This is a genomic window from Hoylesella timonensis S9-PR14, assembly GCF_000762405.1.
GTDB classification, from domain to species: Bacteria; Bacteroidota; Bacteroidia; order Bacteroidales; family Bacteroidaceae; genus Prevotella; species Prevotella timonensis_A.
The window spans coordinates 1-22615 of sequence record NZ_JRPQ01000109.1 but is presented as its reverse complement, the minus strand read 5'-3'; the positions used below and the strand labels follow the sequence as shown (position 1 = coordinate 22615).

Sequence of the window (22615 nt, the reverse complement as noted above, 5' to 3'; positions counted from 1 at the left end):
CTATCAATTTGTTACTTTTTGAAATGTTAAAGGAATTTCGTGGACAGTAGTGATTGTATAATATAATGAATGAGTTCCATGTATATGCCACAAAAATCAATCAGCAACTTGATATGAACAAGCTGCTTGCTATAATTGTATATAAGAATCTATTTCCCAAAGACTTCACTGATTTGAGTGAAAACAGAGGTGAACTTTTTGAAACGATCAGCAGCAAGAACAAATATATCGAAAATGCAGTTGCTGAAATAAATAAACAGATTGAATCAATAAAAGAGAGATTACGACTATCTGATGAATCTTTTATATCAGAAATAAAGGATTTACGTACTCTTTATGTATCAAATGTCTGTGAAAAAATCATTAGTCTCGGAAAAGGCATAAGCGGATTAAAAGATAACAATAAATCGGTAAGTATGGAATACTTTACGGATGATGACACATTTTGCAAAATAAAAGGAGGTAATCTTGATTACGACTATTTAGATTATTATAATACTCGACGGTCTGGCTCTTATACATTTAAATTCAATGAAATCGAGAAACAAGTCAATCCCAATTATACTTATGATCAACGAGAAAAAATAGTCTTAGATAAACAGGCAGATAAGAATAATAGTCTCAGAATGAATATTACAAGCCTACAAGAACAAATAGGGAAAATCAAGAAGAGCAAGTTAAGAGATTTATTATCAGAAAATAATATAAAAATATATTGCAACGACGACAAAAAGAAAGAATTAATAGATATTTTATTAAGAAATGGTTATATTAATGAGAATTACCTTGACTACATTTCTGTTTTTCATGAGGGCACTCTTTCAAAATCAGATTATCAATTCTTAATAAACATAAAGAGAGAATTAGAACCTCAATTCGACTATATTTTGAATAAAAAGGAAGAACTGCTCAAACGCATAAATATATATATGTTTGAAAAAAGATGTGTTTTAAATTTCAATCTTATTGATACACTGATTACAAGTGGATATGTAGATAAAATAGACATATTATTCAAACAGCTCTCAAATGAGCACGACATAACAGTCAAATTCATAAATGAATATATTGACAGAAGCAAATACCAAGAGGTGTTTATTAATAAATTGTGTTCATATTGGAATAATATTTGGAGATATATATTGCATGAGTCCAATTATACCGACGAAAGGAAAGAGCAGTATTTCTTATTAGTATTGGAGTATGCAGACATCAGTGATCTTTGCAATATTTTTGACAAAAACGATACTTACATAGCTAATTATCGTGATTTCTTTATTACATCTTCTAACAACAAAAAGAGACAAAATTTAGTGGAATACTTGGGAATTGTTTTCAAAACAATTAGTTCAAATTCTCCTGTACAAGACATAGAATTCATAATGAAAAATACTTATTATGAGATTAATATAGAAATGCTCAAAATTGTTATTCCCAAAGACAAATTTGAGCAAGAAAGTTTCAATAATAAAAACTACTCCTATCTCAAAAACTCTGGGCTGAATGGCATTGTAAAATATATTGAAGGAGAAATTAACACCTATGTGAAAAACATATTGCTTGAATTGAGAGGCAACAACAAAGAGGAATTGGAAGAATATAGCATTCTACTAAACAACCCCAAATTAGACATTAATCTAAAGGAAAAACTTATTCAACAGGTAGAAACTATAGTGGATGATATATCTACTATTACTGGCTTGGATGAAGCTCATTTACTATTCAAGTATTCAAAAGTAAGACCCACATGGAAGAATGTTCAAGCGATGTTTGCAAATGATAGCGATTTATTATCAACGTCTGTTATTAACTTTTTAAATCAAGAAAATAATGCTATTATATTATCAAAAAGCAGAATGGAAACTGTAGCTAATGAAGACGAAGTTAGTATATATAGCAAATTATGTGAAGCACTAATTCACGAGAAAAATATTAATGATGTATCATATAAATTATTTACACAATCCATTCCATGGTGCTACAATAGTTTTAAGCCTAGTTCAATATCTCCTGAAAGGATGAGAATCTTAATTGAGGGTAATAAAGTCAATAAAGTTGTTGCAAGTTATGATTTTTTACGCCAAAATTACAAAGGGCTGAATATTCTGTTAGTAGAAAAAGCTCCAGACAAATTCATCGGAATATTAGATCAGTTAGAAATTGATTCCGCTGATATGGAAAATATCGCTAAATCTTCTAAACTTAACAATGACATGAAATTTTGTTTCGTAAATGCTGTGCATGAAGATGTAATTACCAAAAGTGCCTATACTTCAAAATTTGTATTAGAAAATGTATTGCGAGACTCAGATAAATATTCTTTAAGCGAATCTTTACAAATTCAGTTAATCAATAAAATAGGGCTTCCTGTTGCTGATAGAATAAAGCTATTCATACAAATACACAATGGCATTGATAACGATATAACAAAAACATTCTTAATATCGTTAGGCAACCCTTATGATGAAATAGCCAATCCTAAGAAATCGCCAAAGATAGAAAGAAATACATTAAATAGTGTATTCATGAATATCCTTATTGAGAAAGGTATTATCGCATCCTATTCAGAGAAAACAAACCAAATATATCACTCAAAAAAAAATATGGAACAATAGAATAGACAACTGATTTACAACAATTAAAACAAAAGATATACTAAAAACATAAAGATTCAAGAATACAGCACACATAAATGAAGTAATGTTCAACTTCAAACGCTTCATTGCCGTTCCCGATTATGCCATTCTACAAGCCTATAATCATACTATCCTTTGTGTTGGTGGAGCTATCTCAACCGTATCTATCGCATAAACAAATGGGATAAACGCAAATACCGTGTTCATTCAAATGAGTCGCAAGAAAATGATATTTCTCGCAATTTATATTGTCAGAACGAAGCTCCTATTTACGAACCAGATAAAATGAATGCCATCCGTGTTAGCTTCCTGATTAATACGGTTATCACACATACTGTACCTTCACTTTGTGAACTATTCTCAAAAACAATATTAACCAATGGACAGAGAACGATCCTTCATTGATTGAGGATATACAATTTGAACGAAAAACGATGGATATGCTTCTGCATCATCTTAAAACCGACACCCCCCGATAAACCATTGGTACTATGGTCATTTTCATCAAAGTTAGCATTCTGCTATTGATGGAATACTATATCAGATGCTTGACATTATGGAGTTCAGTCAAATATATTGATTTATACCATTTCGGGTATAATATTGGTGTGATAAACAAAATTATACCCGATAGGTTATAATAAATACTGCCTGAATACAAGTATTCTTGTTAGGGCACACAAACATATTTCATAGTAGGCAAACGGAAGCAATTACATTTTTTCAAGCGAATAAATCTGATTCATTACACTTTTTCCAACGAATATCACCAACTATTCTACACTTTTTCAAGCGAATCATAAATATCCCACAAAAGATTGCTAGTCTTATGACCAATTTTCTACCCCATCAACACCCTTCAAGGAATAAAAAACATCCTACAAGACACAGAAATCCCAAGAAAACCACTACCTTTGTATTCAACAAGCGTTCTGTAACATACCTGCGGAAATACCCTATCACTCAATACCTTGTATCTGATAGCGGACATTCCACAAAAGGGCTGAAAAGAGGCGGTACAACACGTATATGCAAAACGATGAAATACAACGATTTGCATTTGTCCCTACATTCTGTGTATTTGTCAAAACAGAGGTTGTACCGATTAAAATGAATTGTCACTGATAATCAGTGATGTAAATATGCTGCGTCGGAAAGTGAAGACACTACAAAGAAAATAATAAAATCTGCAAAAATAAGCCCGTAACACCCTTATTTTCAAGTGTTAAAGTTTGTGCTTATCTTTGCAGATTTTTGTTTCGGGTATTGTTTATTTGCAGATTTTTCTTTAACTTTGTCCCCCAGAAATAGTCGCAATGGGTCAAAAACTGTCCCCCGGGGACAGAAAAAAGTGTCCCTCGAAACAAAAGTCGGTGATAATTTCTAAAACGATTAATGACTATGGCAAAGAAAAAATCAGCAAGCGTCCAAAGAGGACAAGTTAAGCTTCGCGAAAAGAAGCTTAAAGATGGAAGTTCAAGCCTGTATTTTAGTAAAAACAAAGATAACCAAAAGGGCTGACACCTCGTGAGAAGTGTCAGCCCTAAATTATTTTGTTTAATAATGTTTTACCGGACAGCAATAGATTATAATAAGGGCATCACCATTTTACCATGACGATGCCCTTTTATCTGTTCTATACACCTATTCTTTAAGGTATAGATGGGTTGGAACCCTATCCAATGGCGGCAACAATGTTTGTGTGGAATATAACACATACAATGAGTGCATAGTACGTGTCATAGCGACATATAGTGCCTTCCTTGATTCATCGTCACTTGCGCCATTATACAATGGAAGGATTACCATATCAAATTGCAGTCCTTTAGCACTATGATATGTAAGAATTTTGGGTAACATAGTATTAAAGTCCAAATTATCCACATAGTCGAAATCATTTTCGCCCTTATTATATTTGAACTCACATTCAACATCATTATCCTTAAACTCCTGACTTATTCGAATTACTTCTGGATTATTAGGCAACAAGATTCCTATGTTTCTCCCAAGATTATCTTTTACTAATCTTAAAAGAGCCTCGATTTGTTTCTGCTCATTATCAAAATGTATAAAATGTGGAAGTTCTGTTTCCTTGTTCTGATACACTTTTTCTTTATATTCCTGGACATCAACACCAACATAGTCTTGCGTTATCTTCGCAACAGGTCGTGGTAAACGATAGTTATTGAAGAGCTGCAACGTATTTAATCCTGTCATTGTGCCTATTTGAGCAATTGTCATGGTTTGTTTACCATATTGCCTATATATAGACTGAGCTGTATCTCCAAAGAACAAGAAATGCTTTCTGGCTGCATCAATAAATTCCTGTATTTCATCTTTCGTGAAATCTTGAATTTCGTCAACAATAATATAGTCAGCCTTTGGCATTTTCAATTTATATTTCCAGAGATAGTGATGGAAGAATCTAAACGTTGAGTCAGCTTTCCCGTTTCTCATAAAACGGCTAAGCGATCTTGTATATGCAATAAGTATCACATCTTTGCCCTTTTTATGTAGTTGTTCTGCTTTATGCATGGCAATTACGGATTTACCACTTCCAGCGCAACCAGCAACTAACATTGATTTATCGTCTGTATATTCAATTAAATCAAGTTGATCATCATCCATTGTTTCTTCAGTTACGTCCCAATCGTTTGCACCCTGAAGAAGCCGTCTGAAATTATGACTACTTGATATAGTTACATATTCTTTATTTGTTTCTCCACTTGATTCACCGTCAGTGACAGTGATTGCTTCAATATCCTCTACGTCATTTTCATCAGCATTTTCATTATGTGCATCAACTATCACCGTTTGGCTATCTAATAATTCTTGCAACTGCTTTATCTGATCCTCTAGTTCTTTATTGCGCAACTCAACTTCAGTTGTTCTTTGTTCTGCAAGCAACTTACCTTGTTCAGCTTCAAGTTGCATCTTCTGTGCAGTTAATAAAGCAGCATCTTTCTCTTCGGCTTCCTTTATTAGATTATCAATTTGATTCTGATAATCGCTTGTGTTATCAACATCGCCAAAAACAAATTTATCAAATTTGCCGAGAAAAACAATAGCTGATTTACTTGCTATTCTATTGCTTGAAATATAATCCAAAAAGCCCATAAAGAAAGCCGCACAGCCTCGAGCCTGAACTTCTACATCCATTGAAGAGCGTCCTGCATGTGAGCCCATCTCGCTTGCTATGCTATAGTATCTACACATTTCTGCACTACAACTATCTAACCCTCGTTTAAAGCGTTTCTTTTCTTCTGTCGCGTATTTAGAAGTCACGTCTCGATGCTTACAAAAGTATGCTTTGGGGAATAACTCACAGAAAACTCTTCCTGTAGGTTTGAAATTAGCTGGATATGATGAAATAGAGTATGAGTTATCCTCTCTATTTTTGGAAATAGACGTATCACCATTTATCAAATCCTCAGCTTCATCTTCATTACCAAAGAAGTCATAGATTAAAAATTGAGATAAATACTCTATCCCCGGACGGATATTACGAAAAAAGCAGAATATTCCTTCTTGTTGAATGATTCAACAGAAAGATTATAAACATGCTGGAGATCTTCTTTAATCTGTTCCATATTTTATATTTTTTATGGATTTGGTGTACCAAACCCCGCAATTTGTACAATGTTAATATATCCTTGTTGTTTTGCTTCTGGTGACCATCTGGCGGCAAAATCTGTATTATTTGCTCTGTCAGATGCAAGTGTATCTTCATACGTCCACACAAAAACGTTGCTGACAAAAAAATCATTCAATAATGTCTTTCCATCCTCTTCAGCTCGATATCTTATGGTACTCCTGCTTGAAAGACGGCCAATATAATGACCATTATGGACAATGAAATAATTACCATATTGATCTCTAACAATATGTACGGGATCGTCTTTTTTTATCTGATTCAGAACGTATGAATTGACATTCTCGAAGATTCGACTTTGAGCAGTATATGATAAGTAATATTTATCCAAACCTGGCTTCGGTTCTGTATATCTCAGTGCAGGATAGTCTGGCGCAAGATAAATAGAACTTTGAGATAGAGCCCGTTCACGTTCTGCTTTATATATTATCAAACGCTTCTTTGCACGGGTATAAGCAACAAACATTAGTCTTCGTTCCTCATTCATATCTGCAAGATCGTCTACATTTGGATTCTCACCTTTTTCATATTCTCGATGTGGACGTAAAGGCAAACCTGCAAAGGATGGTGTCGTTATTACAACATCAAACTCCAGTCCTTTTACCTTGTGCATAGTAGTTAAAACTACTGTCAAAGGCGTTTCCTGAAGGATTCTCTGTTTACGATAATTCTCATATATTTTGTATACTTGACCAGCATCATCCCGGCTTGCGATGTCTATAATATAATCAGCCAAGTCTTTCCATGTATGTGAATCATAGTCTGAACGAATGGAGTCCATGTAGTTCAGAACTAAGGTGTAAGCGATATCTAATGTATAAGAATCCCATGAAGGAGAATCGTGCATTTTCTTTTTTAGGAATTCCTTGATTCCGTTAGCGGTCTTATTGTTGCGCATATCAATCTTTTGATTTGCATAGCGATTAAGCGTGTCTACCAAATAGTAAATTTCCCTTTCTCGCCAAAACTCGCCCAGACTTTCACCTTGGATTCTAATTCTCACATCTTTAGGGAGTGAAGTTTTTATCTTTGAATAGCCACGATACACTTCGTTATTTGTTCTGAAAAAGACCGCAATAGTATCTATGTGACGCATTTTTTTCAAAACGTCATTGTCATGGATTTCTTCGGCATCGACATTCTGAGATTTTGCCCAATTAACCACTTTGATAATATCATTAAACCAGACATGTCCTTTATCTTTGATACTATCATATTCCTCAACATAAGGTTCTGTTGGTTCATACTTCATTATAGACTGCGAAGATACAGGCATATCACCTTCTTGTATGAACTCAGAAGCTTTATCCAAAATCTTTTGATATGATCTATAATTAGTAAACATTGAAAGTTGCTCAGGATGTATTTCACTGTCAAGTTTTTTATAATATGGTCTTGGATCCAGTACTTCAGCATACTGCTCAGGTTGAAGCATGACTTTCCTGCCAAAATTATCTTTTGGAACTCTATCAAAGCCATAAATACTTTGATTTATATCACCAATAGTAAAGAACTTTGCATTTCTAAATATGTGGTGAATACGAAGCAGGGAGTCCAGACGGACTGTGGTGATATCCTGAAATTCGTCCACTAATACATATTCGATGTTAGGGAAACGAGCCTTAAAATCTTTAACGTTCTTACTCAAATAATTAAAGAACTCATATTCCCACATTTCCGTTGATATGCCATCAAGTTTCTTTCCTAGACATTTCTTAGCTAATGCGTGGAATGTGTACACGTTAAGTTGATGAGCAATTCTGCTCATTCCTAATTTTGTAAATAAGTTATTCAGGCGATTGCGCAACTCAACAACGACAGCTCTATTATATGCGAGCACAAGCAAGTGAGATGGATCTACATGTTCTTTGTAGATGAGTCTCGCACATCGTAAGGTAAGGACATGAGTTTTACCTGCACCAGGACCAGCTAGAACATTAACATTTTTATTCGTAGGTTGCTCATAAATACATTTCTGATCCTCATTGTTTTCCAACTTTGCTTCTTCTGCTTTGAGAGCTTCTTCTGTCAACTCGGACATTATGTCTGAGCCATCAGGAACATAATCACCAGCAAGACTTAAATAGTCCTCATAGTCCTTGCTCTGGAAATATCTTTGAATAAAAGTACCTTGCTCTTTTTCATCAACACTTGTAAAGATATCCATGCAAGATAGGCGTACTTTCTTTATCTTCTCATTATCGTCAAATTCTTTACGATATGCAAACATGTTGGATTCTTCTGAAAGTCCTTCTGGTATTTCAGATTCGGTAGATTCTGTAGCAAGAATCTCTATTCCACTTTGAACAAGTGGAGAATGCTCAACATATGCAAGATGATATAGGATAGAGAGTAGATCCTCAAAATATCTATATCCTTTCTTACTCCATCCAAGATCTATTATCACTCTTGCCCAACAAAACTCTTCCGGTTTCTCGACAACATATTTTATCATTGTACGGCAATCTCTCTCTAATTGTTCGAGATAGTTTGGCCATTCGTCATTTTTAAGCTTTATTTGGCATATAATATCATCTTCAAGATTTTCAACTTTATAGCTAACCATGGGAAGATAATTTAGGAGAGTAAACATCTGACTACCCATGCGCTTTAAAATGTTTTTTCTAAAAGTATCATATTTAGTGACAGCTAACCTTGGAGGATTGTCAAATTCGGCTTTCCATGGCATATATTTAACGCCATTGTCATCATAGATATCATCATATATTACATCATCCATTAAATGCTTATATATGTGTTCACGCTCGTTTTGGTCAATCATTCTAACCTTGCCTTGTTTGCAATCAGAAAGAAGATTCCTTAAACCATCAAACACAATGTGCAAGGCGAAATCGTTTCTATCATGTTTCACCATAAAGGTGGCTTCACAAAATCTGCGAGGAACTAGTTTACAGTTCATAGTCTCATTTAAATCCAATAATCCACCTTCCATGCATAAGATTATTTGATTCATAATCTTTGACATAGACATACGTAAGCTATTCCTCATTTCGTTCATCGAAACAAGTGAACGCTGACCTTTTATTTGAGCATTCTTTTCCAAATATAAATATACTGGATTCCGCTTTAATGATGAAGACCTACCTCCATTGTCATTAACAGTAATGTCAAGACATGCCTGTGACAGATAACGTTGTTTAATATATCCGATATGATCTAACCAATGGAAAGCTAATCTTGAAGCTGTAGTATCATTAAAGTCTTCTGCGTTCTTGACCCAAACGCTAAAAGGAACAACAATTGGTTCTTTTTTTGTTTGTTCAATAGTTTGGAAACGCTTTATATATTCAACAATTTTATCCTTGGCATCGGTCAAATTAGACCAGCTCATCTGACTTTTAACTAACAGTTCTTTTAGTTTTCTAAAGTCTTCTTTTGACGTTAAACACAGGGCTGGAATTTTTTCTTTTCCATCCTCGAACGCCAATTTATATTGCTTTTCATCACGTCCAGCACGACCAACCTCCTGCAAATAATCTTCCAAAACAGAAGGAGGACTATAATGAACTATATAATGGACATTAGGTATATCCATTCCCATACCAAATGCCTTTGTTGCGCAAAGAATGTAAAGTGGATCTACACCTTCTTTACGCTTAAACTGTTCGTAAACATCATTTCGCAAATCAGCATCAAGACCTGCATGATAAAAACCTATTTTATCTATACATTTGTTCAATATACTTCCAGGAGAAGATCTTAATGCTAATTCAGACAAAGCATCAGCAGTTTCCTCACATTGTCTATGTGTACGACAGAATACGATCATACAACTTAATGAAAAATCTATCTGCTTATCTTCTATAAATTGTACAATCTCACCAATTCTTGCTTCGTCCTCATGCTCGGTTAAAGCAAATGAAATTCCAATATGTTGGCGTATTGGATTATAATCCTCTGCAGTTTGTCCCAATCTTTGAATATCGGGCAAGAAAGAACGAATATCTGATTCCACTTGTGTTGTGACAGTAGCAGAGAACAAAGCGAACATAAAATCGAATTGCTTTCTTAGTTCTATGCAAGTTAAAACAGCATTCCTATAATCTGGACGGAATTCTTGTCCCCATTGTGAAATACAATGAGCTTCGTCAAAAATGATATACTCCAGACCGCCATCCATTTCCATACGTTGGAACAAGACATTCATAAATGACTTAACACGGAATCTTTCTGGGGTTATATACAATAGTGCAATTTCACCAGAACGTAGTTTGCGGTAAATGTTTTCAACCTCTGGTCGCTGGCGGTCGCCACTTAGATAATCAACGTTAGTTGCAAATCCTTTTTTATGTAAATCTTCAACTTGGTCTTGCATCAAAGCCCTTAAAGGTGTTATGACCAATGAAAGTTTTTTGGTAATTGAAGCTCTATAAAGTGCCGGTCCTTGGAAACATACAGATTTTCCTTCACCAGTTGGCATTGAAACAATGCAGTCTCCTCTCTTTTCCCACATAAACGGAAGTACTTCTTCCTGTGTAGGTTTCCATTGATAATCACCAATAAAATGTTTGCGGATTAACTCAATAGCTGTTATTGTGTCTATATCCTCTTCTTTACCTCTACTATCATCGAAATATAGACCTGAGTTTTCAAGGGCTTCATTGTAATCACTATTAGTTTCCCATAGAGTCACCTTGAAAGATTGGGCTTGACAACTATTCGCAATATCCTCATAGTCATCAAAATGTGGATCTATAATATAGAATTGTGTAGCTTCACTATTTGCCATTACCAACGAACAATAGTGCTCATAAATAGGCCAAGCTGCATGAATACATTGACGTGGTGTAGTATGATGAACTTTATCATCACGTTCATCATCTGCATCTTCTTCCAAATCGTCATCAAACGGAAGTTTATCCCACATTAACATGTACCTATCTATGTCCATATTATCCCAAACATAGCAGAATGGTTTATCAGTTCTATATGAGCCTACACCATCTATGAATTCTTGCTTGGTAATTATTACCATTCCATTTGAATGGCTGCCTATATATTCGAGTTTGCGGAAACCATTACCATTTGTGGGAATAAAGAATCCTTGAGATGCTGCATATTTAGTAAGCCTCTCAATTTCTTTCTTGTCATTAACAACATATACTATAGGGAGTTCTCTATTCGTTTCATGTATTTTGTTCAACAAAGCGATTTGGAACAACCAGTATTTACTTCTTTGAGTAGTAGAACTATTAACGCGCATCACCATATCAGCAGTACGTTTTCTACTAACCTGAGTCAAGTTTATATGGCCATAATCCTTTCCCGAGAACGCCCACTTCAAAACTTGTGGTTTAGTTTTGAAATGGTCTAAGAACCGTTTTCTATAAGCTTGATATTGATAATTCAAATAAAAAGCAAATTGACCATTTTGTTCTCTTTCCGCCCAAATATTCGCAGCAAGTTCTGGTTTGGTTATACCCAGCTTTCTTATTTCGTCACCTTTGACAGGAGCAAAATTAGTTGAAGCCATAGTGAAAGGAAGCTTACTTCCACATGCTATTAAATCAGCAAATGTTTTGTTTTCACATACCTTACATTTATGAACTCTGTCTTCTAACTCCGTGCCAATAATGAAAATGTGTTTATAGTCCTTAGAAAGGATATCTTCATCCTCAAAAGAAGTAACATCAATGCAATCAATATGACTATTATAGTGACACAGATAATCTTGCAATTCATCTTCGGTAAACGAAAGTTTATTACTTTCCGTATCAACTACTCGAAGGTATTGAGCAAGATTTTCAAGCACTGGGGTACGTGACACCACACAAAACCGTTCAAGAATGCATTGTTTAATAACATCCTTGAATTGTTTGTCTTTAAGTATGTTGATGTCTATACTCTTATATGCATTACTTATTTTTGAACCAGGGAATGATAATGGTATATATTGAGCCAAACGTGACCATAAATTACTTGGAGCAATTAATAATGTCGCTTCAGATTCTGGAATTACAGCTATTTGATTCAGCTTCTTTATTAACGTGTCAGATATTGGACGCAATTCTTGGAAGAACTGACGTTCAAGATTTGCTGTAGTTCTAAAATATTCCGAGAAATAATCAACACGCAAAGAATTAATTATAGTTCCGATATTATCAGGAAGAACATCCCGCAGTTGTTCAACGAGGCGTTCATCAGTAGATAATCTATAAAGCTGATTCCAGAATAGTTCGTTGGTTAATTTTGTATCTGCTTCAGCATTGTGCTCTGTATGCAAAGAGTATGCATATCGACATGGATTTAAAAGTATTTCTATTTCAAGAGTGTCCCATACGAAAGTGCTATCTGGAATTTGCAACCCTTTTTTATTAAGGATCGGTAAATCCCAAAGTTTGATGTTATGACCTACAATAATTGGTGATTTCTTTAGCTTTCTGAATAACGAATTTATTTGATCCTCTCCAGTGTATGGCCTCATATTATCTTCCGCATAGAATGCAAATTCCCTTATAGAATCACCGTCAGATTCAAGATCAAAGACACAATATGGCATATTACATTTAATCGAATCCCACTTCTGACCAATATAAGACGTAAACAGCTTACTTCCTTTGAAATCCTCGCTTGTGACGATTTCTATTGCCTTATCTTCTGGCAAACGACTTACCAACTGATAACTATCGTCAGAGGACATTTTTTTTAATCCACCAAGAAATTTATCATACGTTAAGCCATTAATGACATTATTAAAATCTTCTTCATTCAGATTAACATAACAGAATTTCAGGAATTTCTTTACTTCAAGAACCCCAGCTTCGTTCATGTGCTCTAAAATGATAGATTTATTCTCAATTGCATGGTAAGCATCAACACTTCCAGTTAAATAAAATAATTCTATTATTAGATTTTCACTAGAAATAGAACTGTCTTTTGCGTAAATAACCCATTCTTTTTTATCCTCTTCGTTATCGAAATTATCAATAATCTGTTTTAGAGTTATTTCCGATTCAGTGTTTTGCTTACCAATCATAGAAATAACGCTTGGGTGTTTAAGCCAATCTAACAATTTCGTGTATTTGAAAAGGCAAAATCTTAATTCAGCGGTTGGTTTAATGCACTTAGTATCTAACACAAAAGATTGGAGTTCACTTTCACTAAGATGTGACAAATAATTATCCCATTCTTTATAGTCATTGCATTTTCTTACATATAAATCATTTAAAAGAATGCGTCTACCTTCTTCAATAGACATCAATCTATTTGTCAGGTCAAAATCTTCAAAACGTTTGTCTGAAGCAAGTTTGGAGGCCTTTTCATCAGAAAGACTGCATACAAATTTAAGTCTCTCATCATCACTCATGAGCTTTAGGGCATCAATCAACACATCTACATCAAATGTGTCAACAACAGAGTCTAGTTCTGTTTTGCCCATGATTGACACACAAAAAAGAAGATAATCTTTAATTTTATCTTTATCCTTTGATATTAGCGAAGAGACACAACTTTTGTCAGCTATTCTATTAAAAATATCAATACTATTTGTCATTAAATAGAGTTCTGCGAATAATTTGTCAGAAGTTTTACCACTATTAATCACATAATCAATCCACTCATGCTTGTCAGCTTCAGATTTAAAACTCTCCATCAACAACTCAATGATATGATGTGAGCCTATGCTTGACATAAGGGCGTCAATGATACATGAATTTTTAATCCACTCTATAGAGTTAAGGTATTTATACAAAGTCACCCTAAGTACTGCAGTTGGTTCAATTACGTCAGTATTAAATGTAAAAGAATCACGCTCTTCTGTCGTCATATTTGATAGCAGAAGTTCCCATTCTCTAGGATCGAGCGACTTCCTTTGGTACAAATCAGAAAGTACTAACTGACGACCTTCAGATTTCTTAAAAAAACTCTCAACAACAACAGAAAGGATAGACTCACTGAAACGTTTTCCATTAACGGTTCCGTAAATCTTATCATAGCGGCCTAAGTAATTCCTGCAAATATTATAGTCATCACTTGTCGAAGAGAGACATTTTGCATTAATTGCTGCATGTCTGTCTCGATTGGGCTGTTTTTTAAGTTCAAAGGTAATCCACATATCCTCTTTTAAATAGGTTACGTCCTTCCACTGGCTTTTTTCCAAATATAGCTGGACTGGAGAATATGGAGTTGATGTACTGTTGATGCCACACATATTGGTTACTACAAATGCGTAGTTGTCCAAAGAACGGCATCTACATACAATTCCAACGAATCTCGGTTGAACCTTTGTTTCTTCGACTTTTGGATATGGTGGAAGCTCTGACAAATCCTCGTCTGTCAGTTCAATATGATTGAGTATCAATTCAGATTGAATATGTAGATTCTGTTTCATCATTCTTCAAAGGGTTAGTTCAAGAAAGGCTTGATTGAGAAAGACATTTTTCGGTCAGCTTTTTCTATTGAAGTAATAATTACATCTATTTCTTGTCCTTCAGATACAATTTCACTCGGTTTTTTCGTTCCATCAAGAGACATTTCTTTTTTGTGAAGAAGACCTTGAATTCCGCTTGGCAATTCGAGAAAAGCTCCATAACTTTGCAATTTTGTTATCTTACCTTTGGCTTGATGATTAACTTGATATAGGGTCTCTACATCTAACCACGGATCCTTAGACATCCTCTTAATACTCACCATAACGCCTTTGTCTGTTATCTGTATAACAACAACGTTTAACTCCATACCCAACTTCAATTTATTCTTTAGGTTATTATCTCTTCCCCAAGAATATTCGGATGAGGGCAAGTAAGCCATGATGTCGCCAAAAGACACTATTGCATAGTCTTTCAGAATTTGCTTTACTGTTGCCTTTACAACGTCACCAACGGTTAACTCAACTATTGAATCCAAAGCCATTAGAATATAATTATTTCCTTTTAATTAACAATTCTCGAATATCTACGTTTAACAGGTCTGAAATTTTTGCCAGAGTTTGCAAATCTGGCTGACTGGTGTTAGTACACCATTTTGAGACCGTCACTGGGTCACGTCCAATTTGTTCAGCAAGCCATATATTGGTTTTGCCGGCATCAGCTAAAGCACCCTTGATTCTATTAAGCTTCTCCATTGCAAATAAATTAATGTTAGGCGCAAATTTAATAAATATCTTTAAATTTACGTCATAATATTCACATTAAAATAAACAAGGAGCCTGATTTTTCTGTTTTTTTAATGAAATTGTCTAATTTGAGTAACTATTCAGCAATAGTCACTGATGTTTCTTTTATTTATTGTCACTTAACAAATGAATTTTAGTTAATCCCTTAAAGTATACTAACAAACTCTGTAGGTCACACATTCCCAAAAGAGTGATTTCAAGGATTTTAAGAATAATCAAACTAAAGAATATCAATATATAATAAATGCTGTCCGGTAAAACTTTTATTAATTGCCAATTTGCTAATCACCGTCCTCTCAAGAAGCATCAAAAGAAACTTTGCATTTTCCCAGATTGTACCTATGGTGCGTCTTGCACTGATGTACTACATTAACTTGCGAATGATTCAAGCACAGCGCTACATACGTATATACTCCGTCTGACTTTCATTGACAACTGGTAAGAATCTTCGTTATTTGCTCTTATTCTCCTGCATCAAACGTATCTTATTTATATAAGCATTGGCATAAAGTCTCATGCCGATGTCCGTTGCATGTACTCCATCTATTTGACTGTCATTGTCATTAATGATTCCTATTTCATTGGCTGTAAGATATTCTAAGTTCTTTATGCCTTGACGTTTTAATTCCATATAAGCCTTATACAACAGACTATTGGCTTTAAGGACTTGTTCCCGTAATCCTTTCTGTGTCAAGCTATTGTTATATCCACAATGCTCTGTCAATAGTATGGGTGCCAAAGTCTTGGAGCGTAGATAGCGAACACCAGCTATTATGCGTGGATATATGCTATCCACACGCTCGGGAGAATCCATGTTCGGAATACAGTCGATAATAAAAAGACGGGCGTTCGTCAACTCTCCCATGATACGAAAGACTTCTGACTCCAATCTTCCATTTCCCGAAAAGCCAAGATTAAATACAGGAATATCAAGTTTGCGTTGTAAAATGTTACTCCATGACATGCCAGGGCGAGATGCAGAAGCACCCTGCGCAATAGATGTTCCATAGACAACTATGGGATTCGATGAGTTGATGGGCGCGAAAGTAAGGTGCTTATTAGCTGGTATGCCGATTTGTAGAGACGACACCGTGTTATAAAGAGGTAAATAAAGTCTGAATGTGGCAGCACTGTCTTTTTCCCCAATCATGTTTTGATAATGATAAGAGATGGTGTCTGAGACGCTGTTACCAAAATTGAATGAGCCAAAACAAGAACAGAAATTCCAATTACCTTGCGCATTCCTTCGATAAAGGTCAATACCACTGGTAGCCATTGTACCTACGTTGTTTAAATCTTTGGACATGTAACCGTATATTTCACAGCGATGTCAGTAGCATCTGTTGTAAAGTCAATATAAAGTCCACTACTGTTTTCAGACAGGTTCCACAGCGTTTCACGTACCTCTTTCTTAAACCGAATGGGAAAACGATGATACGTTTTTCCGGTTTCATTGCCCCAGCCTCTTCCGCTTATCGGCATGTCCTTTTGTTCTTGTGGATGATACCACACGGTTTGTGCATATAGTGTTGGAAAATAACATCCAATCAATAATAAACAAATGAGTTTCTTCAACATGCTTAAAAATAATCTTTAGTAATAAATAGATATACAATTCAGCCATGAATCGCACTTCTACAAAAATACTATTTTATTACCAAAGGAACGACCCCTACAACAAGAAACTTATGAAATGAAAGATGGTTGAGTAAAAAGAACAGAGAACCTTTTATCTCACAAGTAGTTACAAATATTGCTCTACTTGTTTTCGGATGATAAACAACATTGCAATAAAGTGGCATCGTGGTACAACTCACCATCATACAACCAATCTTTGAGTTGGCAGGTTTCTTTGAATCTCATGCGAAGAAACAGTCCGATGGTGAGCTTCTGTGAAGAGTTGACCACGACATACAATTGGTGCAAATGAAGAACCTCTTTGGCATATCTCATCACTTTCTGTATGGCATCCTTTCCATACCCTTTCTGTCTAAAGGCTTCTTGTACCACAATCCCCATTTCTGCTCTTCTGTTTTGAGGATTAAAATTCATGATGTCCACCAACCCAATCGTCTGATGTTCTTCGTTTTCAATGATTAACCTTACTTGTTTATCGGTATAAATATCACCAGAGGACGTGGCAATATAATCGTGTAAGACGTAACGAGAATACGGAACATTCGTCAATCCAATGTTCCAAAGCTTTGTATCATTTTCTATTTGATAGAGCAAGTCTAAATCTTCTGGCTCCATCGCCCTCAAAACAACATTTGCCATAAGCGCTAAGCAACGTTTTATTTTAATATTTCAGAAGGAGTAATCACGATTTCGTTCATGGGATTGAATGTACCTAAATGAACATGAGATTGTGAACCTTTTGAAAATATATGGAATATTTGATTAAATGTATAAGCCGAGATATCATAAACAACACATACCTCTGATGCTTGTGGTAACTCAAATGCAAGATGTCCTTCAGGGTATTCTGCTGCTGTGGCTACTATAAATTTGGCTTTCAATCCTTTTCTTTCAGCAATTTTCTGGCATTTCAACATCGACTCACTACTGCCAATAAAGATATAAAAAGGAGGCGTATATCGCTGTGGATGGAACAATCCCAAACTTTTCCTTGTCTTGCCTATTTGCATTTGGATTAAGGCAATGATTGCCTTAAAGTAGATAGCCAACTTTATAGGTAAACTAAGAAACAAACTCATTCCTCCAAAATGCTTTTGGAAAAAGATGAGCATCGCTTCATAAAAGACATGAACATACTTAAAAGAAGACTTCTGTGTACTTTCTCCTTTGTAATGAAGTATTCTTAAAGGCAAATACCAATTGTGATAACCGCCCTTCAAAAGTCGGTATGACAAATCAATATCTTCGCCATACATAAAAAAGTCTTCATCTAACAAACCGATATCTTCTAAAGAAGTACGGGGAACGGCAAAGAAAGCACCACTCACGATTTCTATTTCGGCAGGTTTGTCCCAAGGCAAATGTCCTAAATAATAACGTGCAAATTGTTTGTGTTGAGGGTACTTTGCACACAGCCCACACATCTTGTAAAAGGCTGTTAAAGGCGTAGGAATGCCACGCCTTGATTCTTTTGCATCGCTACCTTGCGTAGAAATCATCCTCACCCCTACTGCACCGAGCTTCGATTGCTCGTCCATAAAGTCAACAAGTTGCCGGATAGTGTCTTCACCCACAATGGTATCAGGATTTAACAACAAGACATATTTCCCCCTACTTTGTCGAATAGCCAAGTTATTGGCACGTGCAAAACCTAAATTATGATTGTTGCTGATAAAGGTAACATGCGGAAATTTGTCACTCAAATACGCTACTGAACCATCTTGCGAAGCATTGTCAACGACCAAGATTTCCGCTTCAACATCCTGTAATGCCCGTTGCAAAGAGACAAGACATTGCTCAACATAATATTTTACATTATAGTTGACGATGATGACAGATAGTTCTAAAGTATGCATTCGTATTTTTTAATCGTTTTGGTTTACATCTTTTGTTTCCTGCATACAACGCTTGGTTGAAGGAAAGATAAAAAATAAACAAAGAAAGAGAATGATAGCCAAATACCCAAATGCCACTTTCATGAAAAGATAATACAAGATGGTATTAACGAGCATGGGGATTGTTAGCATTGCAAGTCGGCAACTTCCCCAAACGAGGAGTGCTTTTAGCGATGTCGCTGGGTGCTGCAAAGCTGCTTGTATCTTTTTGAACTTAAACAATCGTAAAGAAAGAGGAATGCAACAGATAGTCACTATTTCCATGACAGACAACCAAATAAATTCCGTCTGACTTTGCTCAGTACAAGCACCAGGTACCAATGTTTCTGTTTCAAACAAGACAATGAGTCCCAAAGCCAATATCAACGGTACAAAAAACTGTGCCAGCAACTTTTTTTGTACACGATTTAATTCTTTCATATACTCTTTATTTGATGATTTTGTAAAAAGACCTAAGCGCACGTTTTGAACGAAGTCATACATCTATATTAACGCTCAAAAGGAATGCGATTGAGTATGGACCTCCCTAAAGTAACTTCATCGGTATATTCAAGTTCATCACCTATAGGAATACCTCGTGCTATCACCGTTAGCTTAACCTCTGAACTATTCAGTTTACGAGAGATATAAAAGTTGGTAGTATCGCCTTCCATGGTAGAATTGAGTGCTAAGATGACTTCTGAAATGCCGCCAGTTTCCACTCGCTCAACCAAAGATTGAATTTCCAACTGGTCGGGACCAATCCCATCCATGGGCGAAATTAGTCCTCCCAACACATGGTACAGTCCTCTATATTGCATGGTATTCTCAATAGCCATTACATCTTGGATGTTCTCCACAACGCAAATCGTAGATGCGTCTCGACGAGGATCAGCGCAAATCGGGCAAATATCTGTATCGCTGATGTTATGACATTGGCGACAGTACTTCACATCGTGGCGCATCGTTGAGATAGCCTGTGCAAACTGCTCCACTTCTTCTACATTCCGCCGAAGCATGTTCAGCACCAATCTCAAGGCTGTCTTCCGTCCTATCCCAGGGAGCTTTGCAAATTCACTAACCGCTTTTTCGAGGAGTAACGAAGGATATTGCTGCTCCATTTACAAATAAACGCCTATCCCTAACTTAAATCCTATCGTGGAATAATTGCTATGATCTTTTAACGACTGGTCATAATAGATAGCGGGTTCTACCGTTACCGTGCGACTAAGAAAATACGCATAGCCCACCTCAATACCAGGCATGACATCATTGTAATTATGGTACGCATGCACAAATTTGCAGTTAGCACCCAAATAGATTCCGTTCTGAACAATGTAATAACGCCCTCCTACTCCTGCGGAAATATAATCAGGCACCGTTTCGTTACCATTGTGTTGGTAGTTCACAGTTCCCAATAGCATGAGGTTGTCTTCTACTAAATAACCTGCATGCGCCTGTGCACCAAAGTTAAACTTATCCAAACCGCTGTAACTCAGATTAAATCCACTCAATGCGCCACCAATGTAGACTTTATCTTGTTCAAACTGTGCACTTGCTGTCAAGGTCAAGAGCAGTGCTGCAATCATTGTAATCAGCTTTTTCATCTTTACTCAATTACGTTATTATTGTTATTTTTTTATCGTCTGTCATTTTACCTATCACGTTGCCCACCATGCTTTCTTCTGCCGAGTACCTCATCTGCTTGTCAAAGATGAAAACTTGAAGTACACACAAATCATGTAAAGGCAAACCTTTTAGGTATATGTTGCAAAAGTACACAATATATTTGAAAACTAAAAAAATATAAGTATCTTTGTGAGCAATATTAAATTTCACGCAACAAACTGGATGAAACGATTTTTATGGATACTGATGTGGAGCTTTTCCACATTATTTATATATGCTCAACCCAACAAGATTTCATTACAAAACTCTCTCTCTTTTTCTCCTAAATACGAAGTAAGAGCTGTTTGGCTCACGACGATTGGAGGATTGGACTGGCCACATACCTATGCTCGAACAACCTATACAATAGAACGGCAGAAACAAGAATTACGCATGTTGTTAGACCAATATCAGCGTGCAGGTATTAACACCGTACTGCTACAGACTCGAGTTCGAGGAACAGTGATTTACCCTTCTGCTTATGAGCCTTGGGACGGGTGTCTCTCTGGCATACCTGGAAAATCTCCGGGGTATGATGCCTTGGCATTTATCATCGACGAATGTCATCAGCGTGGCATGGAACTGCATGCGTGGATTGTCACCATACCCGTTGGAAAATGGAGAGGTTTAGGCTGTAAATCTTTACAAAGGAAATATCCTAACATGATAAAAAAGGATAAAGACGAGGGCTATATGAATCCTGAAAGTTCACAGACTGCCACCTACTTAGCAAATCTTTGTGAAGAAATCACCCGTAATTACGATATTGACGGCATCCATTTAGATTATATCAGATATCCCGAAACATGGCGCATCCAAATCAATAGAGCCACCGCCCGCCAGCATATCACGAATATCGTACAAGCCATTCACGACCGAGTAAAACGATTGAAGCCCTGGGTAAAAATGAGTTGTTCGCCGATTGGCAAATACAATGATCTGCCCAGATATTGGAGTCGTGGCTGGAATGCCTATTCTAAAGTGTGCCAAAATGCGCAAGCGTGGTTAAAAGAAGGACTGATGGACCAGCTCTATCCCATGATGTATTTTAAGGGCGACCAGTTTTATCCCTTTGCACTCAACTGGAAAGAAGAGAGTCACGGGCGGATGATTGTACCAGGATTAGGAATTTATTTCATGTCTCCTACCGAACGCAACTGGCCCTTACAAGTCATTAGTCAAGAAATGCAAGTGATAAGACAGTTTGGCATGGGGCATGCTTACTTCCGAGGCAAGTTTTTAACCGATAACGTGAAAGGAATATACGATTTTGCTTCCAACGATTTTTGTCGCTATCCTGCCCTCATTCCCGCAATGACATGGCAATATGCCACCCCGCCGCTACCACCCACACAACTGAAGTGGGACGAAAAGACAGCTACCCTATCGTGGGCGGGTGCCAAAGATCGAAGCAATGCGCCTTACCTTGTCTATAACATTTATGCCAGCCGACAGGTTCCTGTGGATATCCACGATGCTCGTAACCTGATTGCTACTCGTGTACAAAGCACTACCCTACAACTGCCCAAGGCTACAAAACTGGCTTATGCGGTCACGGCTATGGATAGATACGGCAACGAAAGTGATGCCATACAATCGCACAAAGGCAACGATGCAAGCGTAAGGGCTACCACACGACTACTTTATTGTGATGGCAAACACGTGGAACTCCCAGCAAAGGGACAGACATTGGATGCCACTTTTGTACTCATAGAATCATTGCAAGGAACGATGATTACCACCCGTGTCTATCAAGGGAAATATGCTGATATCTCCACGCTCCCCGAAGGGATGTACACGCTACGCTCGTTGGATCGATACAACCACACTCATCGCTTGGGTATATTTATGGTGAAAAGAAATTCTCTGAGGTAGTTTTATAACAATCCGTCTATCATTTCTTGCTTGCTTTCTTATCATTTTTGATAAGACAGTAGAGACATTTTTGTCCTATCATTTTACCAAAAAACGACCATTGAAAATCTGCAAAATAGAAAAAATCAATAGGCAAACG

13 protein-coding genes are annotated in these 22615 nt (G+C 36.2%); 2 read left to right on the top strand and 11 right to left on the bottom strand.

All coding sequences use genetic code 11. The features are described 5' to 3' along the window. The first annotated feature begins 65 nt into the window (after positions 1–65). Positions 66–2615 (top strand): hypothetical protein, encoded by a 2550-nt coding sequence (locus tag HMPREF9304_RS07145; RefSeq protein WP_036927808.1) that lies wholly within the window; start codon positions 66–68, stop codon positions 2613–2615. Positions 2616–4280: 1665 nt separating this feature from the next. Here the strand turns inward: HMPREF9304_RS07145 and HMPREF9304_RS07140 are convergent. The 11 genes from HMPREF9304_RS07140 to HMPREF9304_RS07095 all read right to left on the bottom strand — a co-directional run bounded on the left by HMPREF9304_RS07140 (position 4281) and on the right by HMPREF9304_RS07095 (position 20540). Beyond that, positions 4281–6062 (bottom strand): 3'-5' exonuclease, encoded by a 1782-nt coding sequence (locus tag HMPREF9304_RS07140; RefSeq protein WP_156104784.1) that lies wholly within the window; start codon positions 6060–6062, stop codon positions 4281–4283. A 176-nt stretch (positions 6063–6238) separates the two neighbouring features. Then, positions 6239–14641 carry a RecQ family ATP-dependent DNA helicase gene (locus tag HMPREF9304_RS07135; RefSeq protein ID WP_036927802.1) on the bottom strand — a complete coding sequence of 2801 codons (8403 nt, stop codon included), beginning with the start codon at positions 14639–14641 and terminating at the stop codon, positions 6239–6241. Between the two features lie 11 nt (positions 14642–14652). Next, positions 14653–15159: a S1 RNA-binding domain-containing protein gene (locus HMPREF9304_RS07130; protein ID WP_036927800.1), complete on the bottom strand. Its 507-nt coding sequence runs from the start codon at positions 15157–15159 to the stop codon at positions 14653–14655. Between the two features lie 10 nt (positions 15160–15169). Further along, positions 15170–15370, bottom strand: coding sequence for a helix-turn-helix transcriptional regulator (locus tag HMPREF9304_RS07125; protein WP_021847831.1), 201 nt, complete (start codon positions 15368–15370; stop codon positions 15170–15172). 502 nt (positions 15371–15872) lie between these two features. Continuing rightward, a complete protein-coding gene (locus tag HMPREF9304_RS15170; RefSeq protein ID WP_052045995.1) occupies positions 15873–16727 on the bottom strand; it encodes an SGNH/GDSL hydrolase family protein in 855 nt (284 codons plus the stop codon). Then, positions 16712–16999 (bottom strand): SGNH/GDSL hydrolase N-terminal domain-containing protein, encoded by a 288-nt coding sequence (locus HMPREF9304_RS15165; RefSeq protein WP_052045993.1) that lies wholly within the window; start codon positions 16997–16999, stop codon positions 16712–16714. Before HMPREF9304_RS15165 ends, HMPREF9304_RS15170 begins: the two co-directional genes overlap by 16 nt. 180 nt (positions 17000–17179) lie before the next feature. Further along, the gene (locus HMPREF9304_RS07115; RefSeq protein WP_036927799.1) at positions 17180–17698 is read right to left on the bottom strand and encodes a GNAT family N-acetyltransferase; all 519 of its coding nucleotides are present in this window, start codon (positions 17696–17698) and stop codon (positions 17180–17182) included. Positions 17699–17715: 17 nt separating this feature from the next. Continuing rightward, the gene (locus HMPREF9304_RS07110) at positions 17716–18915 is read right to left on the bottom strand and encodes a glycosyltransferase family 2 protein (RefSeq protein WP_036927796.1); all 1200 of its coding nucleotides are present in this window, start codon (positions 18913–18915) and stop codon (positions 17716–17718) included. A gap of 9 nt (positions 18916–18924) precedes the next feature. Then, positions 18925–19374, bottom strand: a complete 450-nt coding sequence (locus HMPREF9304_RS07105; protein ID WP_036927793.1) for a hypothetical protein — start codon at positions 19372–19374, stop codon at positions 18925–18927. Between the two features lie 68 nt (positions 19375–19442). Beyond that, positions 19443–20054, bottom strand: coding sequence for a recombination mediator RecR (gene recR, locus HMPREF9304_RS07100; protein ID WP_036927791.1), 612 nt, complete (start codon positions 20052–20054; stop codon positions 19443–19445). Beyond that, the gene (locus HMPREF9304_RS07095) at positions 20055–20540 is read right to left on the bottom strand and encodes an outer membrane beta-barrel protein (protein WP_025072645.1); all 486 of its coding nucleotides are present in this window, start codon (positions 20538–20540) and stop codon (positions 20055–20057) included. 244 nt (positions 20541–20784) lie between these two features. Between HMPREF9304_RS07095 and HMPREF9304_RS07085 the strand changes: the two genes are divergently transcribed. Further along, positions 20785–22476: a glycoside hydrolase family 10-like protein gene (locus tag HMPREF9304_RS07085; protein ID WP_036927785.1), complete on the top strand. Its 1692-nt coding sequence runs from the start codon at positions 20785–20787 to the stop codon at positions 22474–22476. Positions 22477–22615 lie beyond the last annotated feature (139 nt).